Source organism: Methylophaga sp. (assembly GCF_009711715.1).
GTDB lineage: Bacteria > Pseudomonadota > Gammaproteobacteria > Nitrosococcales > Methylophagaceae > Methylophaga.
This window is the reverse complement of the sequence record NZ_VENF01000011.1, coordinates 132,725-149,596: the sequence shown is the minus strand read 5'-3', so window position 1 is coordinate 149,596 and position 16,872 is coordinate 132,725. Positions and strand designations below refer to the sequence as shown.

Here is a 16,872-nt window from a genome sequence, read left to right as displayed (position 1 = left end):
CCCCACATGCCCTTTTTGCCCGTATTTCTCTGGACAGACATACTGATTTTTCTGCTACTGGCAGTGGTGGCCGCAGGCGTTATCTATATTCGCCGACGTCCGCATCTTCGTGCTCCCTGGAAATCTGTTATTCAAAGCCGTCGCGGCATGATCTCTATCATGGTGCTGAGCTGTTATGTAGTTATCGGTCTGCTCGATTCACTGCATTACCGGCCGGCGCTGGAAGCCAATGGTGACTCGATCAACACCCATTACGCTACCGAAGTTATCAGCGTATTTGACCATCTGGTGCAGCCGCTGCGTCAACAGGTTGAGAAAACCTATTCCGCACCTTTCGCACACCGACTTTACGTCAAGGAAATGCAGACGGCGGAAGATGGCTCCCTGGTCTATGACTATCCGCGGCTGAAATACGGTGGCAGCCATCTGCAAGACCCGCACAGTAAAATCCAGGACATTACCAGCACGATAATTACAGCCAGCTTATTCAGTCTGTTGCTGGTTGTTGTGGTATTTGTCCTGCATTGTCTGCTCCGTCGCTGGCGACTGGGTGGCAGTGTCATAAGTCAGGCGGGCCGCATTGTCCGCGGCAAGTCTGATTACCCGTTACGAACCTTTTACCTGATGCTGTTCCTGCTGACTTTGACTGCATTCAATCTGATTGCATTGAGTGCGGATTATCATGTCTTCGGCACGGATAAAGTGGGGCAGGATGTGCTGTATCAGGCACTGAAAAGTGTCCGCACCGGGCTGGTTATCGGCACACTGACCACGCTGGTGATGCTGCCGCTGGCGATTATGCTGGGTATTGCTGCCGGCTATTTCCGTGGCTGGATTGATGACATTATTCAGTACATCTACACCACAATGAACTCGATTCCCGGTGTACTGTTGATTGCTGCCGCCGTGTTGATTCTGCAGGTATACATGAACAACAATCCGGAGCAGTTTGAAACGATTGCCGAGCGCGCCGATATGCGGCTGCTGTTCCTTTGCATTATTCTCGGTGTCACCAGCTGGACGGGGCTCTGTCGCATTCTCAGGGCAGAAACGCTGAAGCTGCGCGAAGCTGAATACGTACTGGCGTCACGCTCACTGGGTGCCAGCAACTTCAGCATTCTGCATAAACACATTTTGCCTAATCTGATGCACCTGGTACTGATTGCCGTGGTACTGGATTTCAGTGGCCTGGTACTGGCGGAAGCGGTGCTTTCCTATGTCGGCGTCGGTGTTGACCCCTCAATGATAAGCTGGGGCAATATGATTAACAGTGCCCGACTGGAAATGGCCCGTGACCCGGTAGTCTGGTGGTCGCTCACCGCCGCTTTTATCTCGATGTTTATTCTGGTGCTGGCAGCGAATCTGTTTGCTGACGTGGTCAGGGACGCCTTTGATCCAAGAATGCAGGGGGCAAGATGACAGAGACCCTGCTTGAAGTCCGCGGTCTGAAAACCTGGTTTGGCCATGATGAGAATCCCGCCCGTGCGGTCGATGGTATCGATTTCACTATTCACCGTGGTGAGACGTTTGCCCTGCTGGGAGAGTCGGGTTGCGGCAAGTCAATGACTGCGCTTTCGCTGCTCAGGCTCAATCCGCACCCAGCCAGCCGTATTGTTGCCGGTCAAGTGCTGTTGTCAGGGCATAACCTGTTGCCGCTGTCTGAGACAGAAATGGAAAAGATTCGTGGCAGACGCGTTTCAATGATTTTCCAGGAACCACAAAGCTCACTGAACCCGGTGCTTTCCGTCGGCCAGCAGATTGGTGAAGTACTCAACTGGCACTTCAATATGGATCAGCAAAGCATTCATGATCGTTCCATTGAGTTACTGAAATCCGTTGGCATCCCCGATCCGCAACAGCGAATCAAGGAATACCCACATCAACTCTCCGGGGGGATGAAGCAGCGGGTCATGATCGCGATGGCGCTGGCCGGTGAGCCGGAACTGCTGATAGCCGATGAACCCACCACCGCACTGGATGTCACTATTCAGGCCCAGATACTGGATCTGCTTAAGGATATTCAGCAAAAAACCGGCATGGCGATTATGCTGATAACCCATGATTTGGGGGTGGTCGCCCAGATGGCGGATCATGTGGCGGTGATGTATGCCGGCCAGATTGTCGAGACGGCCAGCCGTCAGCAATTTTTTAATGATACCCAGCATCCTTACACACGAAAATTATTCGAGGCGCTGCCCTCAGAGCAGAAGCGTGAAGAGAAACTCACGGTTATCAAAGGCAGTGTGCCGCCGCTGAACCAGCCGTTTAATTGCTGCCGTTTTTCTGATCGCTGTGACTTTGCCTGGCAGCATTGTCATGATGTGGCACCACGCTGGCTGGAAACCGAAGGCCATGGCGTTCGCTGTCACTTGTACGACCCGGATGTATCAGCAGAACGGGTCAAGCCGGAACTGGCCGTCACCAGCTCTCGCCTGTCGGAAGTTGTGCCGGCAGATAAAGCGCTGCTGCAGGCGGACAGGCTGAAAGTGCATTTCCCGATTAAGAAAGGCATTTTGCAACGCGTTGTCGGTCATGTTAAAGCCGTCGACGGTATCAGCCTGGACTTGCGACCGGCGGAGACTTTAGCTCTGGTAGGGGAGTCAGGCTGTGGCAAAACCACAGTCGGTAAAGGTATTCTGCAACTGGTGCCGATCACTTCGGGTCAGGTCAGCTTTCGCGGCAGGGACATGACCCGCCTCCCTGAGCGTGAGCTTAAGGAAGTCCGTTCTGCAATGCAGATCATCTTTCAGGATCCGTTCTCTTCAATGAACCCACGCATGACCATCACCCAGGTGATTGAAGAGGGCATGCTGACCTCGTCGATTAAAGACCCGGCTGAGCGAGCCAGAAAAGTGGACGAATTGCTGGAAAGGGTGGGTCTCAGACCGGATATTAAATACCGCTACCCACACGAGTTTTCTGGTGGTCAGCGTCAACGGATTTGTATCGCCCGGGCGTTGGCTGCAGAACCGGAAGTGATTATCTGTGACGAACCGACCAGTGCACTGGATGTGTCAGTCCAGGCGCAAATTCTGAATCTGTTGCGTGATATTCAGCATGAGTTCGGTTTGTCGTACCTGTTTATTACCCACAATATTGCAGTGGTGGATTATCTCGCTCACCGCGTGGCGGTGATGTATCTGGGCCGGGTGGTCGAAGAGGGACTGCGGGATGAAGTGCTGAACTCGCCCAAGCACCCATACACCCAAGCTTTATTATCGGCGGTGCCCAAAATTGACACTGAAACCCGACAGGAGAGCGTTAAACTGGAAGGGGAGTTGCCTTCACCGGCGAATCCGCCCAAGGGCTGTCACTTTCATCAACGCTGCCCGCATGTGATGCCGATTTGCCGGGAAACTTACCCGGATTTAAGTCAGCTCAGTCGCAGTCACACTGTTAAATGCTATTTATATGAGGATAACTATGGATCAACAGACTCAAATTGAACTCGAAGCGGCCGCCTTTCGTCGTCTGCTGGAACATCTGCAGGCTAATACCGATGTTCAGAATATCGATTTGATGAATCTGGCCGGCTTCTGCCGAAACTGTTTATCGAAATGGTATCTCGCTGCCGCTGAAGACAAAGGGATAGAGATGGACTACGACCAGGCAAGGGAATATGTCTACGGAATGCCATACAGCGAATGGAAAGATAAGTATCAGACCGGGCCTAAGCAATAACTGTCAGTTAATTAATAAGTACAGGGGCGCAGAGGACACAGCATTTTTGATTTATCCGCAGATGACGCAGATGGCCACAGATTATTGTAAGAAAAGGCAGCGTCGGGCTTCCGGCAAAAGTAAATGTTGCGCTATGACTGCGCCGGAACCAGTTTAATCTGTGAAAATCCGCGGATAGCTATTTTGATTCACTGGGTCCTTTGAGCCTCTGTGGCTCAAATCCACCTACGCTAAGATAGAAACCACGCTCAGGACTCTGTTTTTGAGAGCATACGCAGCTTTTCCGCCAGTGCCTGAGTATCCGTGTCATGCTGCTCCTGAGGACGCAGAATATTGACTGTGCTGATAGTCTGCCGAATCTGCTGCAGGTAGCGGCGGCAGCAGCTGCAATACACCAGGTGCAGGAACAAGCCTACCCGTTTACCCAGTGGCAAATCACCATCCAGGTAGTTACTGGCTTCTTCAGCAACATCTTTACACTCAAACATTTATCTAGCTTTCCTGATACTTTTCAATACTGTGGTGCAATGCTGTCCTGGCGCGATGCAGCAGGACTCTAGCATTAGACGCGGAGATGTCGAGAATGTTACAGATTTCTTTCATCTCCAGACCTTCCATATCGGCCATGGTTAGAACGGCACGCTGCTGGGGTGGCAGCTTTTGATAAGTGGTCTCTATTACCTGCCTGAGCTGTTCGTTTTCCAGCAAGGCATCGGGTGTGTCGATATTCCAGGGTAATACATCATCAATCCGGTGGCCGCGTTGATCGAATTTGTAGTCAGGTTCAGCCTGCCAGCCGTCATCCAGGGATAATTGCCGGCTTTCCCGCCGCAGTCGGGTTTTGGCACCGTTGCTGGTAATTTGCAAAAGCCATGTTTTGAGCGAAGCCCGGCCTTCAAAGCGGGGCAGGGCTTTGATGGCCGAGACCCAGGCATCTTGTACCACCTCGTCAGCGAAAGCTTCACCAATAATCGCTCTGGCCACTGACAGCATGATGCTGTGATAACGATCCACAACAAATTCAAATGCAGCTGCATCGCCCTCAATCAGCTTGTCGATCAGCGCTTTCTCGTCCAGTTGATTGAGCGATGCAACTTTTTTCATTCCGTTTGTAACAATCAGCGAACACAAAAGTCTATGGTAGCAGGACTGGCTCAAGCGTGGCCGGTTGTTTTTTGTTTCATAACGAGAGAAGGATATAACGATGGCTACTACGAAAAGAACTTCATTTTCAATTGCTGCGGGCGCGGCTTTGACTGCAGGTCTGGCCCTGTCTCCAAACATCGCGAGTGCAGAAAACCCATTCGCTGCCCAGGAACTTTCTAACGGCTACATGCAACTGGCTGAGCATCACGCTGAAGAAGGCAAATGTGGTGAAGCCAAATGTGGCAGTGAAATGAAAAAAGAGAAAATGGAAGAAGGCAAAGGCGGTGAAGCGAAATGCGGCGCTGACAAAAAAGCTGAAGAAGGCAAATGTGGCGGCGAAATGAAAAAAGAGAAAATGGAAGAAGGCAAATGCGGTGAAGCGAAATGTGGTGGAAACAAATAAACCACTCGCCCACCGTCTGAAGGACTGGATAAGGGCTCAAATGAGCCCTTATCCTTTCAGAAGGATAACATCATGATGTCGCTGACAAGTCTGGGCTGCAGCCTGAAAAATCTTTTGGATAAGACCCGTAGCGTGGATTTTCTGGCTCCGCTGTTACTGAGGCTCTATCTGGCTCCCGTTTTCTGGGTGGCTGCCAACAACAAATGGAACCCGTTTGATGCTGACAGCTCGCTGGAAAATACCATTAACTGGTTTGCCAACCCGGATTGGGGATTAGGTCTGCCTTTCCCCGAAGTCATGGCCTATCTGGCCTGGGGAGCAGAGTATTTCGGTGCCATCGCATTGATTCTGGGTCTGGCAGTACGCTGGGCGGCAATCCCCTTAATGGTCACGATGATAGTTGCGGCAGTCACAGTGCATTGGCACAACGGCTGGCAGGCGATTCACGACAAGATGAGTGCTTTTCCCTCTGACAATGTGGATGGTGCCTTGGAAAGACTGGAACGGGCACGCGGCATCCTGCAGGAACACGGCAATTATGACTGGCTGACCGAAACGGGCAGTTTCGTTGTTCTTAATAACGGGATTGAATTTGCCGCCACTTATTTTGTCATGCTGCTGACCCTGTTTTTTATCGGTGCCGGCAAGTATTTGAGCCTGGATTACTGGATAACACGCCAGTATCAGCCAAACTGAGGTAATGACATGTTTATCAAACGCAGAAAATCCTGGGACCTGCCGGAGTCAGAAGTGACTGATTACCAGGTCTATAAAAGTCGCAGACAGTTTCTAAACACCGCTATCTCGGTGGGGCTGGCCAGTGCCTTGCCATCGGTTGGGCTTGCCAAACCGCTTGACGAGCTCAAAGTGTATGACACGCTGAAAAAAAGCCAGTTTTCCACTGAGGAAGAGAAAACGACTTTCGAAGCAATCACAACCTATAACAACTTCTATGAATTTGGCACCAGTAAAGAAGCCCCTTCATTGTATGCCACTGAGTTTCCCGATGAGTCCGAGCCGTGGCGGGTGGAGATAGACGGCGAGTGCGAGAATCCGGGCGTTTTCGACTATGATGCCCTGGTCAAACCTTTCACTCTGGAAGAACGGATTTACCGGATGCGCTGTGTTGAAGGCTGGTCGATGGTGATTCCGTGGATTGGTTTCCCGCTCGGGGAATTGCTGAAACAGGCCAGACCGACCTCCAGAGCCAAATATGTCGAATTCACAACTTTATATGACCCGGAACAGATGCCGGGACAACGTCGCGATGTACTGGAGTGGCCTTATGTAGAGGGTCTGCGCATTGATGAAGCGATGCATCCTTTGACCATTCTGTCTGTAGGACTCTATGGCAAGGAGCTGCTGGGTCAGAACGGCGCGCCGATCCGCCTCGTGGTGCCCTGGAAATATGGCTTTAAAAGTATCAAGTCGATCGTCCGCATTCGTTTTGTTGAAAAAATGCCGCATACCGCCTGGGTCAAAGCCAATTCCAGTGAGTATGGTTTTTATTCCAATGTGAATCCGGATGTCGATCATCCACGCTGGAGTCAGCGCAAAGAGCGTCGTATCGGCGAGTTCCTCAAGCGCGATACGCTGATGTTTAACGGATATGGTGATGATGTTGCTGAACTCTATACAGGCATGGACCTCAAACGCTATTTCTAGCAAAGACAAAAGCAGCATGATCAAATTCAGCCACCTCAAGGTGCTGTTGTTTCTGGTTTGTCTTTATCCGTTTATCTTTATGCTGTGGGGCTTTTTTACCCATCAGCTCGGGGCTAACCCGATTGATACCGTTACCCGCCTGAGCGGACTGTGGGCATTACGCTTTCTGTTAATCACTTTGTGTGTGACACCGCTGCGCTGGTTGACCGGATTCAATCAGCTGGTTCGTTTCCGGCGGATGCTGGGCTTGTTTGCCTTTTTCTATGCGACGGTGCATATGCTGCTGTATCTCGGTCTGGATCAGTTTTTTGACTGGAGTGAAATCTGGCGTGATATCGTTAAACGCCCGTTTATCACGGTCGGCTTTATTAATTTTGTGGCGCTGCTGCCACTGGTCGCGACTTCCACCAATAAAATGGTCAAACGCCTCGGCGGCCGTCGCTGGAAGAAGCTGCACAGACTGACGTATTTTGTTGCGGCGGCGGCCTGTCTGCATTTTCTGATGCTGGTTAAAGCTGATATTCGCGAACCGGTCATTTATATCATTATCCTGACCGGTCTGCTGGGTGTGCGTTTGTTGCATGCTGGCCGTCACAAACAGCTCAGTCGTCAGTAACATTCCGTTTCATCAGCTGCTTTCCAGTCTGGAAGCATCACCAAATCCTTAAATTAAGCAACGCTGTTTATACAGGCAAAAAATCTCAATAAATTTAAGCGTTGTTGAGAATCGCTTTTGTTTGGTAAATATTTGCCAGTAAAGATTTTTCTTAAATATCACCGCAGTTCACCTGCCGGGGGCGGGGGCGAGTGGAGATGATTTCGAACAAAAACTGTTACAATGTCCCGCTGATACTCATCGCGTAATGATTAAAGAAGGTATTTATGACTGATTTTGTCGATCATGATCCACAGGAAACTCAGGAATGGCTTGATGCACTCGAGTCTGTGATTGAGGCCGGTGGTGACGAAAAAGCGCACTATATCATCGAAAAACTGATTGATATGGCACGCCGCACCGGCATCAACCTGCCGTACAGCGCCAACACCGCCTACGTCAATTCGATTCCGGTCGATCAGCAAGAACGCATCCCTGGCGATCAGGCGATGGAACATAAATTAAGATCGTACATCCGTTGGAATGCAATGGCGATGGTGGTGAAAGCCAATATGAAACCCGGTTCCGTCGGTGGTCATATTGCCAGCTTCTCATCTGCCGCCACCCTGTATGACGTGGGTTTCAACCACTTCTTCAAGGGTGACGATTACGGCAACGGTTCCGATATGGTCTTTTTCCAGGGACACTCGGCACCCGGTATTTATGCCCGCTCATTCCTTGAAGGTCGCCTGACCGAAGAGCAACTGGAAAACTTCCGTTTTGAAGTTGACGGCAAAGGTCTGTCTTCTTATCCACACCCCTGGCTGATGCCGGATTACTGGCAGTTCCCAACGGTATCGATGGGACTGGGCCCGATCCTCGCCATCTATCAGGCGCGCTTCATGAAATACATGCAGCACCGTGAAATCGTGGCGACTGAAGGCCGACATGTCTGGGCTTACCTGGGTGACGGTGAAATGGACGAACCGGAATCTTTGGGTGCGATTACACTGGCCGGTCGTGAAAAACTCGACAATCTGATTTATGTTGTTAACTGTAACCTGCAGCGTCTTGATGGACCGGTTCGCGGTAATGGCAAAATCATTCAGGAACTGGAAGCCCTGTTCCGTGGTGCCGGCTGGAATGTCATTAAAGTGATTTGGGGCAGTGGCTGGGATCAGTTACTGGCCCGCGATACTAAAGGCTTGCTGCTCAAGCGCATGGAAGAAGTGGTTGACGGTGAATACCAGAACTACAAAGCCAAAGACGGTGCATATGTGCGTAAGCATTTCTTCGGTAAATATCCTGAGCTGCTGGAAATGGTCTCCGATATGACCGATGAGGATATCTGGCACCTGTCCCGTGGTGGCCATGATCCTCGCAAGATCTATGCTGCTTACAAGCGGGCTGTCGAGCATCAGGGACAGCCTACCGTTATCCTGGCGAAAACCGTTAAGGGTTACGGCATGGGCGAGGCTGGTGAAGGTCAGAATACCACTCACCAGCAGAAGAAACTCGAAATCGAACAGATGAAACGCTTCCGTGACCGATTCAATATTCCGGTTTCGGATGAAGATATTGATGAGATCCCGTTCATCAAGCTCAAAGACGACAGCCCCGAGAAGAAATACCTGTTGCAACGCCGTGAAGAGCTGGGCGGTTTCCTGCCTAAACGTAATCATGATGCACCGGCACTGGAAGTACCTGATCTGAAGATTTTTGATGCGGTACTGAAATCCAGCGGCGACCGTGAGCTCTCCACCACGATGGCCTTTGTCCGGGTACTGACAGCGCTGATTCGCGACAAGAAAATCGGCAAGAACATTGTGCCAATCGTACCGGATGAGGCCCGTACCTTCGGTATGGAAGGTCTGTTCCGCTCGATCGGTATTTACTCCTCTTCCGGTCAGAAATACGAACCGGAAGATTCCGGTAAAGTCATGTGGTACCGCGAAGACACCAAGGGGCAGATCCTGGAAGAGGGCATCAACGAAGCCGGTTCCATGGCCGAGTGGGTGTCTGCGGCAACCGCCTATGCCAACTATGGCGTCAACATGGTGCCGTTCTACATCTACTATTCGATGTTTGGTTATCAACGTGTCGGTGACCTCTGGTGGCTGGCCGGCGATATGCAGGCGCGCGGCTTCCTGATCGGCGGCACGGCCGGTCGTACCACCCTGAACGGTGAAGGCCTGCAGCATCAGGATGGTCATAACCTGCTGATGGCTAATGCAATTCCTAACTGTGTCAGCTACGACCCGACTTATGCCTATGAAATGGCGGTCATCGTGCATAACGGTATGAAACGTATGTACGAGAAGCAGGAAAATGTTTTCTATTACATCACCGCGATGAACGAAAACTACCAGCATCCTGAAATGCCGAAAGGGGCCGAAGAAGGCATTATCAAAGGCATGTACAAGCTCAGACAGGGCGGTAAGCATAAGCTGAAAGCACAACTGCTGGGCAGCGGCACTATCCTGCGTGAAGTTGAAGCAGCTGCTGAACTTCTGGAAAAAGACTGGAAAGTGGCGGCTACCGTCTGGAGTGCAACCAGCATCAATGAACTGACCCGTGACGGTCAGGAAGTGGATCGCTACAACCTTCTGCATCCAGGCGCTGAGAAGAAACGCAGCTATGTCTCTGAGTGTCTGGATGATGAGCCGGGCGTGGTCGTGGCCGCTACCGACTATATCCGGGTTTATGCCGAGCAGATTCGCCCATGGATCAAAGCACCTTACACGGTACTGGGTACTGACGGTTTCGGCCGTAGTGATACCCGTGAGAAACTGCGTAGTTTCTTTGAAGTCGACCGCTACCATGTTGTTGTGGCTACCTTGAGCACATTGGCAGACCAAGGCGATATCAAGCCTGAAGTTGTCGCTGATGCTATCAAGAAATATGACATCAACGCAGATTCAGTGAACCCGGTTAAGGCATAAACAATGGCAGATTTGATTGAAATTAAAGTACCCGATATTGGTGACTTCGAAGACGTTGAAATCATTGAAGTACTGGTGGCCGAAGGCGACAGTATTGATGCGAATCAGGAAGTCATCACGGTAGAGTCTGACAAGGCGATGATGGAAATCCCGGCTGACAAGGGCGGGGTGATCAAGGAACTGAAAGTCGCTGTCGGTGACAGGGTCAGTGAAGGCACAGTGATCGCCCTGGTTGAAGCGGCTGAGGGTGGTGCCGAAGACAAGCAGGAGGAAAAACCTGCTGAGCAACCCAAGACAGAAGAAAAATCTGCTGAACCTGCTAAAGCCGAAGCACCCAAGCAGGAAGAAAAGCCGGCGCCGACGACGGCTGAAGCGGGTAGTGTTTCTCAGGAACCACAGCTGAAAGAGCCTATTCCTTACGCCCCGGATAATAAATCCGGTATCCGTCGTGCGCATGCCTCACCTTCAGTACGCCGTTTCGCCCGTGAACTGGGCGTAGTACTGACTTCGGTGACCGGCAGCGGTCCCAAGGGTCGTATCACCAAGGAAGACGTGCAGGGCTACGTTAAGAATGCGCTGACCCAGCCAGCTGCGGCACCCGCGCAGACGGGCAGTGCCATTCCACCGGTACCGACGGTTAATTTCGAACAGTTCGGCGATATCGAAACGCAGGAATTGTCACGTATCAAGAAGATCTCCGGTAAGCATCTGCATGCCTGCTGGCTGAATATCCCTCACGTGACCCAGTTTGACGAAGCCGATATCACTGAACTGGAAGATTTCCGTCAGGAAAACAAGCAAATGGCGAAAGACCGTGGTGTCAACCTGACGCCGCTGGTGTTCATCATGAAAGCCGTCGTAGCCTGTTTGAAAGCCTATCCGGAGTTCAATGCTTCACTGAGTGAGGATAAAGAAAGCCTGATTCTGAAGGAGTACTACAACATTGGTGTCGCCGTAGATACACCGAATGGCCTGATGGTGCCGGTGATTAAGGATGTCGACAAGAAAGGCTTCCTGGAACTGGCCGGTGAGTTGGGTGAGATCAGTAAGCGTGCCCGTGACGGTGCACTCAGCGCCAAGGATATGCAGGGCGGCACGTTCTCGATTTCGAGCCTGGGCGGTATTGGCGGTCAGTTCTTTACGCCGATCATTAATGCTCCGGAAGTCGCGATTCTGGGTGTCAGCCGTCACAGCATGAAACCGGTCTGGAACGGTAAAGAGTTCGAGCCGCGTCTGATGCTGCCATTATCCATCTCCTACGATCACCGTGTCATTGATGGTGCTGCCGGTGCCCGCTTCACGGTGATGTTGAGCCAGATGTTGTCAGATATCCGAAAGGTATTACTATGAGTGTGATCGAGGTTAAAGTCCCCGATATCGGCGATTTTGACGCCGTTGAAATTATTGAAGTGCTGGTCAGCGAAGGCGAAGAAGTTAGCGAAAACCAGGACATTATTACCCTGGAATCTGACAAGGCTGCGATGGAAATTCCATCCACTGCCAGTGGTAAGGTGGCCAGTCTGAAAGTCAGCGTCGGCGACAAAGTCAGTGAGGGTGACGTGATTCTGACCCTGGAAGTGGCCGAAGCGGAACAGCCTGCTGAAGAAAAAGCCGAAGCCAGGCAAGAAAGCAAAACTGAAACAAAAGCGGAATCCAAGCCCGCCCCTAAACCGGCGGCTGCGCCGGCTGGTGATGCCGATATGCACGCTGAGGTGCTGGTGTTAGGTTCCGGCCCCGGTGGTTATACGGCCGCCTTCCGCGCAGCGGACCTGGGTAAAAATGTGGTTATGGTCGAACGACATCAACGTATTGGTGGTGTTTGCCTTAATGTCGGCTGTATTCCGTCCAAGGCGCTGTTGCATACCGCGCAAATCATCAATGAAGCCGATGAAATGGGTGGTCATGGTATCAAGTTCGGCAAACCAGAAATTAATCTGAAAGAGCTGGCCGGCTGGAAAGACAGCGTGGTCAAACAACTGACCGGTGGTCTGCAGGGCCTCGCCAAGCAGCGTAAGGTCAGCATCGTTCACGGTGAAGGCAGCTTCACCAGCCCGAATACATTGCAGGTTGAGGGTGAAGACGGTACCAAGACCATTTCCTTCGACAACTGTATTATTGCGGCAGGCTCACGCGTCACCAAGATTCCGGTATTCCCGCATGATGATCCACGCATGATGGACTCCACCGATGCACTGGAACTGGAAGATGTGCCGGAAAGATTGCTGGTCATCGGTGGCGGCATTATCGGTATGGAAATGGCCACCGTTTACGATGCGCTGGGATCGAAAATTACCGTGGTGGAAATGCAGGACAGCCTGATTCCGGGTGCCGATAAAGATATCGTCAAGCCGTTGCTGAAACGGGTGCAGGATAAATACGAAAATATTTACCTGAGCACCAAGGTAGCAAGCATCGAACCACAGAAAAAGGGTCTGAAGGTTAAATTTGAAGGCAAAGATGCGCCTGAAGAAGATACCTTTGACAAGATTCTGGTGGCAGTCGGTCGCACACCAAACGGCAAGCTGATCAACGCGGAAGCGGCTGGTGTTGCTGTCGATGACTGGGGCTTTATTGCCACCGATGGCCAGATGCGTACCAATGTCCCACATATCTTTGCTATCGGCGACATCGTCGGTCAGCCTATGCTGGCGCACAAAGCTACCCATGAAGGCAAAGTGGCGGCAGAAGTGATTGCTGGTCAGAAATCGGTATTTGAACCGATGACAATTCCTTCTGTGGCTTATACCGATCCGGAAGTTGCGTGGATGGGCCTGAGTGAAGACGAGGCCAAGAAACAAGGCATTGATTACGTTAAAGGCGCTTTCCCATGGGCCGCCAGTGGCCGTAGCCTGAGTCTGGGCCGTGATGAGGGGCTGACCAAAGCGCTGTTCGAGAAAGACAGCGGCCGCCTGATCGGTGCTGGCATCGTCGGTCCGAATGCCGGTGAACTGATTGCTGAAGCAACACTGGCACTGGAGATGGGCGCGGATGCTGAAGATATCGGTCTGACGATTCACCCGCATCCTACCTTGTCGGAAACCCTGTGTTTTGCCGCGGAAATGGCCGAAGGCAGTATCACTGATCTGATGCCGCCACGTAAAACGCTGCATTCCAAGTAATGCGTTGGGTCACTGGCCTGTGCCAGTCTGAATGAAAAAGAGGGCATGCCTGCGCCGTACGTGAGCATGCCCTTTTTTTGTGTGATAGTTTCTTTAAGCCATGGCCGCAAAACCAGAACAATCTCAACAACTGAAACCGCCGCTCAAGTGGGCCGGAGGCAAACGCTGGTTAATCCAGACGCTGCAGCGCTACTGGCGACAGCATCAGCATCGTCGTCTGGTCGAGCCGTTTTGCGGCGGCCTGTCAGTGGCTTTGGGCCTGAATCCGCAACAGGCGCTGCTCAATGATCTCAATCCGGCCTTGATTAACTTTTATCAGCATCTGAAACAGGGGCTGGTGATTGATATTGAGATGGTCAATAACGAGCAGGTCTATTACAAAAGCCGTGAAACCTTTAACCGCCTCAACGGCGATCCGGCTTCCAGGCTGATGGCGGCGCAGCTGTTCTATTATCTGAACCGGACCGGTTATAACGGCCTGTGTCGTTTTAATAAAAAGGGCGGTTATAACGTCCCGTTCGGACGTTACAAAACCATTAATTATCAGGATGACTTCAGTCATTATCGGCCGGTGCTGTCGAAATGGCAGTTCAGTAATGTCGACTTTGAGCAGCTTGATGTCGCTGATGAGGATTTCATCTATGCAGATCCGCCCTATGACACGCCGTTTCGTCAGTATTCTCAGCAGGGCTTTGATTGGGACGATCAGGAGCGGCTGGCTGAGTGGCTGAGCCGGCATCCGGGACCGGTAGTGTTATCCAACCAGGCCACGGACCGTGTCCAGAGGCTCTATCGCAAGCTGGGTTTTCGGCTGCGATTTCTCGACGCGCCACGACTCATCAGTTGCAAAGGTAATGAGCGACAGGCGGTGAAAGAAGTGCTCGCGCTGAGGGGACTTTGATACAATAGCGCCTCATTTTAATTCAAGAAACGCGCCGGTCGACCGCTAACTCTGGTAACAGGAAAAGGGTAGCCGGGCCACAATTTACAGGAATCATTTTTGCCCATGTCTAAGATTAATAAAGTCGTGCTGGCCTACTCAGGGGGCCTTGATACTTCAGTTATTTTGAAATGGCTGCAGGATAAATATGACGCCGAGGTGGTGACCTTTACTGCCGATCTGGGACAAGGTGAAGAAGTTGAACCAGCCCGTGCCAAGGCAAAAACGCTGGGCATCAAAGAAATCTTCATTGAAGACCTGCGCGAAGAGTTTGCCCGCGATTATGTTTTCCCGATGTTCCGGGCCAATGCCATCTATGAAGGCGAGTATTTGCTGGGCACCTCGATTGCCCGTCCGCTGATTGCCAAGCGTCTGATTGAGATTGCCAGTGAGACCGGGGCGGAAGCGGTTGCTCATGGTGCGACCGGTAAAGGTAATGATCAGGTCCGTTTCGAACTGGGTGCTTATGCACTGAATCCCGGTATCAAAGTTATCGCGCCATGGCGTGAATGGGATCTGCTGTCACGCCAGAAACTGCTGGATTATGCAGAGCAGCATGGTATTCCGGTAGAGATGAAACAGGGCAAAAAATCGCCTTATTCCATGGATGCCAACCTGCTGCATATTTCCTACGAAGGCGGCATTCTCGAAGATCCGTGGGCTGAACCTGAAGAATCCATGTGGCGCTGGTCAGTATCACCGGAAAATGCACCGGACGAGCCGACTTATCTGGAACTGAGCTACGAGCAGGGCGATATCGTCGCTATCAATGGCGAACGGATGACGCCGGCAACGGTCATGAGCTATCTGAACAAAGTGGCAGGCGATAACGGCATTGGTCGTCTGGATATCGTCGAAAATCGCTATGTAGGTATGAAGTCACGTGGCTGCTACGAAACGCCGGCTGGTACCGTGATGTTGAAAGCACATCGTGCGATCGAGTCTTTAACCCTGGACCGTGAAGTCGCTCACCTGAAAGATGAATTGATGCCGCGCTATGCCCAGATGATTTACAACGGTTACTGGTGGGCACCGGAACGCGTCATGATGCAGGCGATGATTGACGAGTCACAGAAAACCGTTAACGGTGTTGTCAGAGTGAAACTGTATAAAGGTAACGTGATTGTGGTTGGTCGTGCCTCTGAGACAGACAGCCTGTTTGATGAGTCGATCGCGACTTTTGAAGATGATGCCGGTGCCTATGATCAGAAAGATGCCGAAGGCTTCATCAAACTCAATGCACTGCGTCTGAAAATCGCCGGCAACAAGAAACGTTAATTTAGGTCGAGGAAAGACTGGATGGACTACAGCGAATTATCAGACAAAGCCGCAGAATACATGCGACTGGCGTTGCCGCTGATGAGAAAGCACGGTGTACCGATGACACCGGATAATTACGCTGTCTGGTATGAGCATGTGTCGGGTGCCAATGCCAAACTGTCTGAACAAATCCAGTCTATGCTTGCAGTCAATCCCGAGCTGAGCCAGGCACAGTGCAAGACACTTCATGACCAGTTTTTCAATCTGGAAAAAGATCGTCAGGAAGTGATTGAGTTGCGCCTCGAGCTCGCCCGGCTGTTGCGCGAAGTCGTGAACTTTGTCTGCAGCAGTGTGGCGCACAATGACAAGGTTAATCAGCACCTGAACACGCTGATGGGCAAGGTCAACCGCGATATGAGTCCGCAACAGATTCACGAGATCGTTGATGAGATTCTGAATGAGACCCGCCTGGCCATCAACAATGGTGAGTTGCTGACCGAGCGTCTCAATACCGCGATGGTGGAAGTTAACAAGCTCAAAAAAGAGCTGGAAGTCACCAAGCGTGAGGCGAAAACCGATACCTTAACGGGTCTGGCAAACCGCAAAGCTTTTGATGATCTGGTGGCTAAAGTCACTGAAGATGCTGACGGTAGCGGTCTTGATGTGTGCCTGCTGTTCTGCGACCTTGATAATTTCAAAGACATTAACGATCAGCACGGACACCTGGTAGGTGATCAGGTGTTGAAAGTGATTGCGAACGCCTTGAGAGACAGTGTCAAAGGGCGGGATCTGGTCGCACGTTACGGTGGTGAAGAATTCTCAATCATTCTGCTCAATACCAGCCTGCAGAATGCCAAGACCGTGGCGGATAATATCCGTCAGGAAATCGCTTCCAAGCGCATTCAGCGTAAGGATACCCATGAATCGCTGGGTCAAATTACGATTTCCTTCGGTGTTGCCCGCTATGTCCCCACCGAAGGTGTCGAAAGCTTTATGCAGCGCGCTGATCGTGCCTTGTATATGTCCAAACGGAAAGGGCGCAACTGTGTTTCAGAAGCGCCACCACCCATTATCTAAACCTGCCTCAGCATAACGGTGCAAGAAAGCGCTATCCGCAATCC

General features: G+C 51.5%; 15 protein-coding genes. 13 read left to right on the top strand and 2 right to left on the bottom strand.

The features are described from left to right. Positions 1–6 precede the first annotated feature (6 nt). Genes FH755_RS08990 through FH755_RS08980 form a run of 3 tightly spaced genes read left to right on the top strand, consistent with a single transcriptional unit; the run spans position 7 to position 3,681 of the window. Entirely contained in the window at positions 7–1,419 is a 1,413-nt protein-coding gene (locus FH755_RS08990; protein ID WP_292440727.1) for an ABC transporter permease, read from the top strand. Further along, a complete protein-coding gene (locus tag FH755_RS08985) occupies positions 1,416–3,446 on the top strand; it encodes an ABC transporter ATP-binding protein (protein ID WP_292440724.1) in 2,031 nt (676 codons plus the stop codon). Before FH755_RS08990 ends, FH755_RS08985 begins: the two co-directional genes overlap by 4 nt. Beyond that, positions 3,424–3,681 carry a DUF1244 domain-containing protein gene (locus tag FH755_RS08980; protein WP_266237058.1) on the top strand — a complete coding sequence of 86 codons (258 nt, stop codon included), beginning with the start codon at positions 3,424–3,426 and terminating at the stop codon, positions 3,679–3,681. Before FH755_RS08985 ends, FH755_RS08980 begins: the two co-directional genes overlap by 23 nt. 248 nt (positions 3,682–3,929) lie before the next feature. Here the strand turns inward: FH755_RS08980 and FH755_RS08975 are convergent, their stop codons facing one another. Further along, the gene (locus tag FH755_RS08975) at positions 3,930–4,169 is read right to left on the bottom strand and encodes a hypothetical protein (protein ID WP_292440721.1); all 240 of its coding nucleotides are present in this window, start codon (positions 4,167–4,169) and stop codon (positions 3,930–3,932) included. Between the two features lie 4 nt (positions 4,170–4,173). Further along, positions 4,174–4,785, bottom strand: a complete 612-nt coding sequence (locus FH755_RS08970) for a sigma-70 family RNA polymerase sigma factor (protein WP_292440719.1) — start codon at positions 4,783–4,785, stop codon at positions 4,174–4,176. A gap of 100 nt (positions 4,786–4,885) precedes the next feature. Here FH755_RS08970 and FH755_RS08965 point away from each other — a divergent pair, with 100 nt between their 5' ends. The 10 genes from FH755_RS08965 (at position 4,886) to FH755_RS08920 (ending at position 16,828) form a co-directional block, all read left to right on the top strand. After that, positions 4,886–5,230 carry a low-complexity protein gene (locus tag FH755_RS08965; protein ID WP_292440717.1) on the top strand — a complete coding sequence of 115 codons (345 nt, stop codon included), beginning with the start codon at positions 4,886–4,888 and terminating at the stop codon, positions 5,228–5,230. 72 nt (positions 5,231–5,302) lie between these two features. Continuing rightward, on the top strand, positions 5,303–5,926 hold the full coding sequence (locus FH755_RS08960) for a DoxX family protein (protein ID WP_292440715.1): 624 nt from the start codon (positions 5,303–5,305) through the stop codon (positions 5,924–5,926). 9 nt (positions 5,927–5,935) lie between these two features. Beyond that, positions 5,936–6,895 (top strand): protein-methionine-sulfoxide reductase catalytic subunit MsrP, encoded by a 960-nt coding sequence (gene msrP / locus FH755_RS08955; RefSeq protein WP_292440713.1) that lies wholly within the window; start codon positions 5,936–5,938, stop codon positions 6,893–6,895. A 16-nt stretch (positions 6,896–6,911) separates the two neighbouring features. After that, positions 6,912–7,511, top strand: coding sequence for a protein-methionine-sulfoxide reductase heme-binding subunit MsrQ (locus tag FH755_RS08950; RefSeq protein WP_292440711.1), 600 nt, complete (start codon positions 6,912–6,914; stop codon positions 7,509–7,511). Between the two features lie 266 nt (positions 7,512–7,777). Beyond that, on the top strand, positions 7,778–10,432 hold the full coding sequence (gene aceE, locus FH755_RS08945) for a pyruvate dehydrogenase (acetyl-transferring), homodimeric type (protein ID WP_292440709.1): 2,655 nt from the start codon (positions 7,778–7,780) through the stop codon (positions 10,430–10,432). Between the two features lie 3 nt (positions 10,433–10,435). Then, positions 10,436–11,782 carry a dihydrolipoyllysine-residue acetyltransferase gene (locus FH755_RS08940; RefSeq protein WP_292440707.1) on the top strand — a complete coding sequence of 449 codons (1,347 nt, stop codon included), beginning with the start codon at positions 10,436–10,438 and terminating at the stop codon, positions 11,780–11,782. After that, on the top strand, positions 11,779–13,551 hold the full coding sequence (gene lpdA, locus FH755_RS08935; protein ID WP_292440705.1) for a dihydrolipoyl dehydrogenase: 1,773 nt from the start codon (positions 11,779–11,781) through the stop codon (positions 13,549–13,551). The genes FH755_RS08940 and lpdA overlap by 4 nt, the downstream gene beginning before the upstream one ends. 100 nt (positions 13,552–13,651) lie before the next feature. Further along, the gene (locus FH755_RS08930; RefSeq protein WP_292440703.1) at positions 13,652–14,452 is read left to right on the top strand and encodes a Dam family site-specific DNA-(adenine-N6)-methyltransferase; all 801 of its coding nucleotides are present in this window, start codon (positions 13,652–13,654) and stop codon (positions 14,450–14,452) included. A 105-nt stretch (positions 14,453–14,557) separates the two neighbouring features. Next, entirely contained in the window at positions 14,558–15,769 is a 1,212-nt protein-coding gene (locus tag FH755_RS08925; RefSeq protein ID WP_292440701.1) for an argininosuccinate synthase, read from the top strand. A gap of 21 nt (positions 15,770–15,790) precedes the next feature. Next, a complete protein-coding gene (locus FH755_RS08920) occupies positions 15,791–16,828 on the top strand; it encodes a GGDEF domain-containing protein (RefSeq protein WP_292440699.1) in 1,038 nt (345 codons plus the stop codon). The last annotated feature ends 44 nt before the right edge of the window (positions 16,829–16,872 follow it).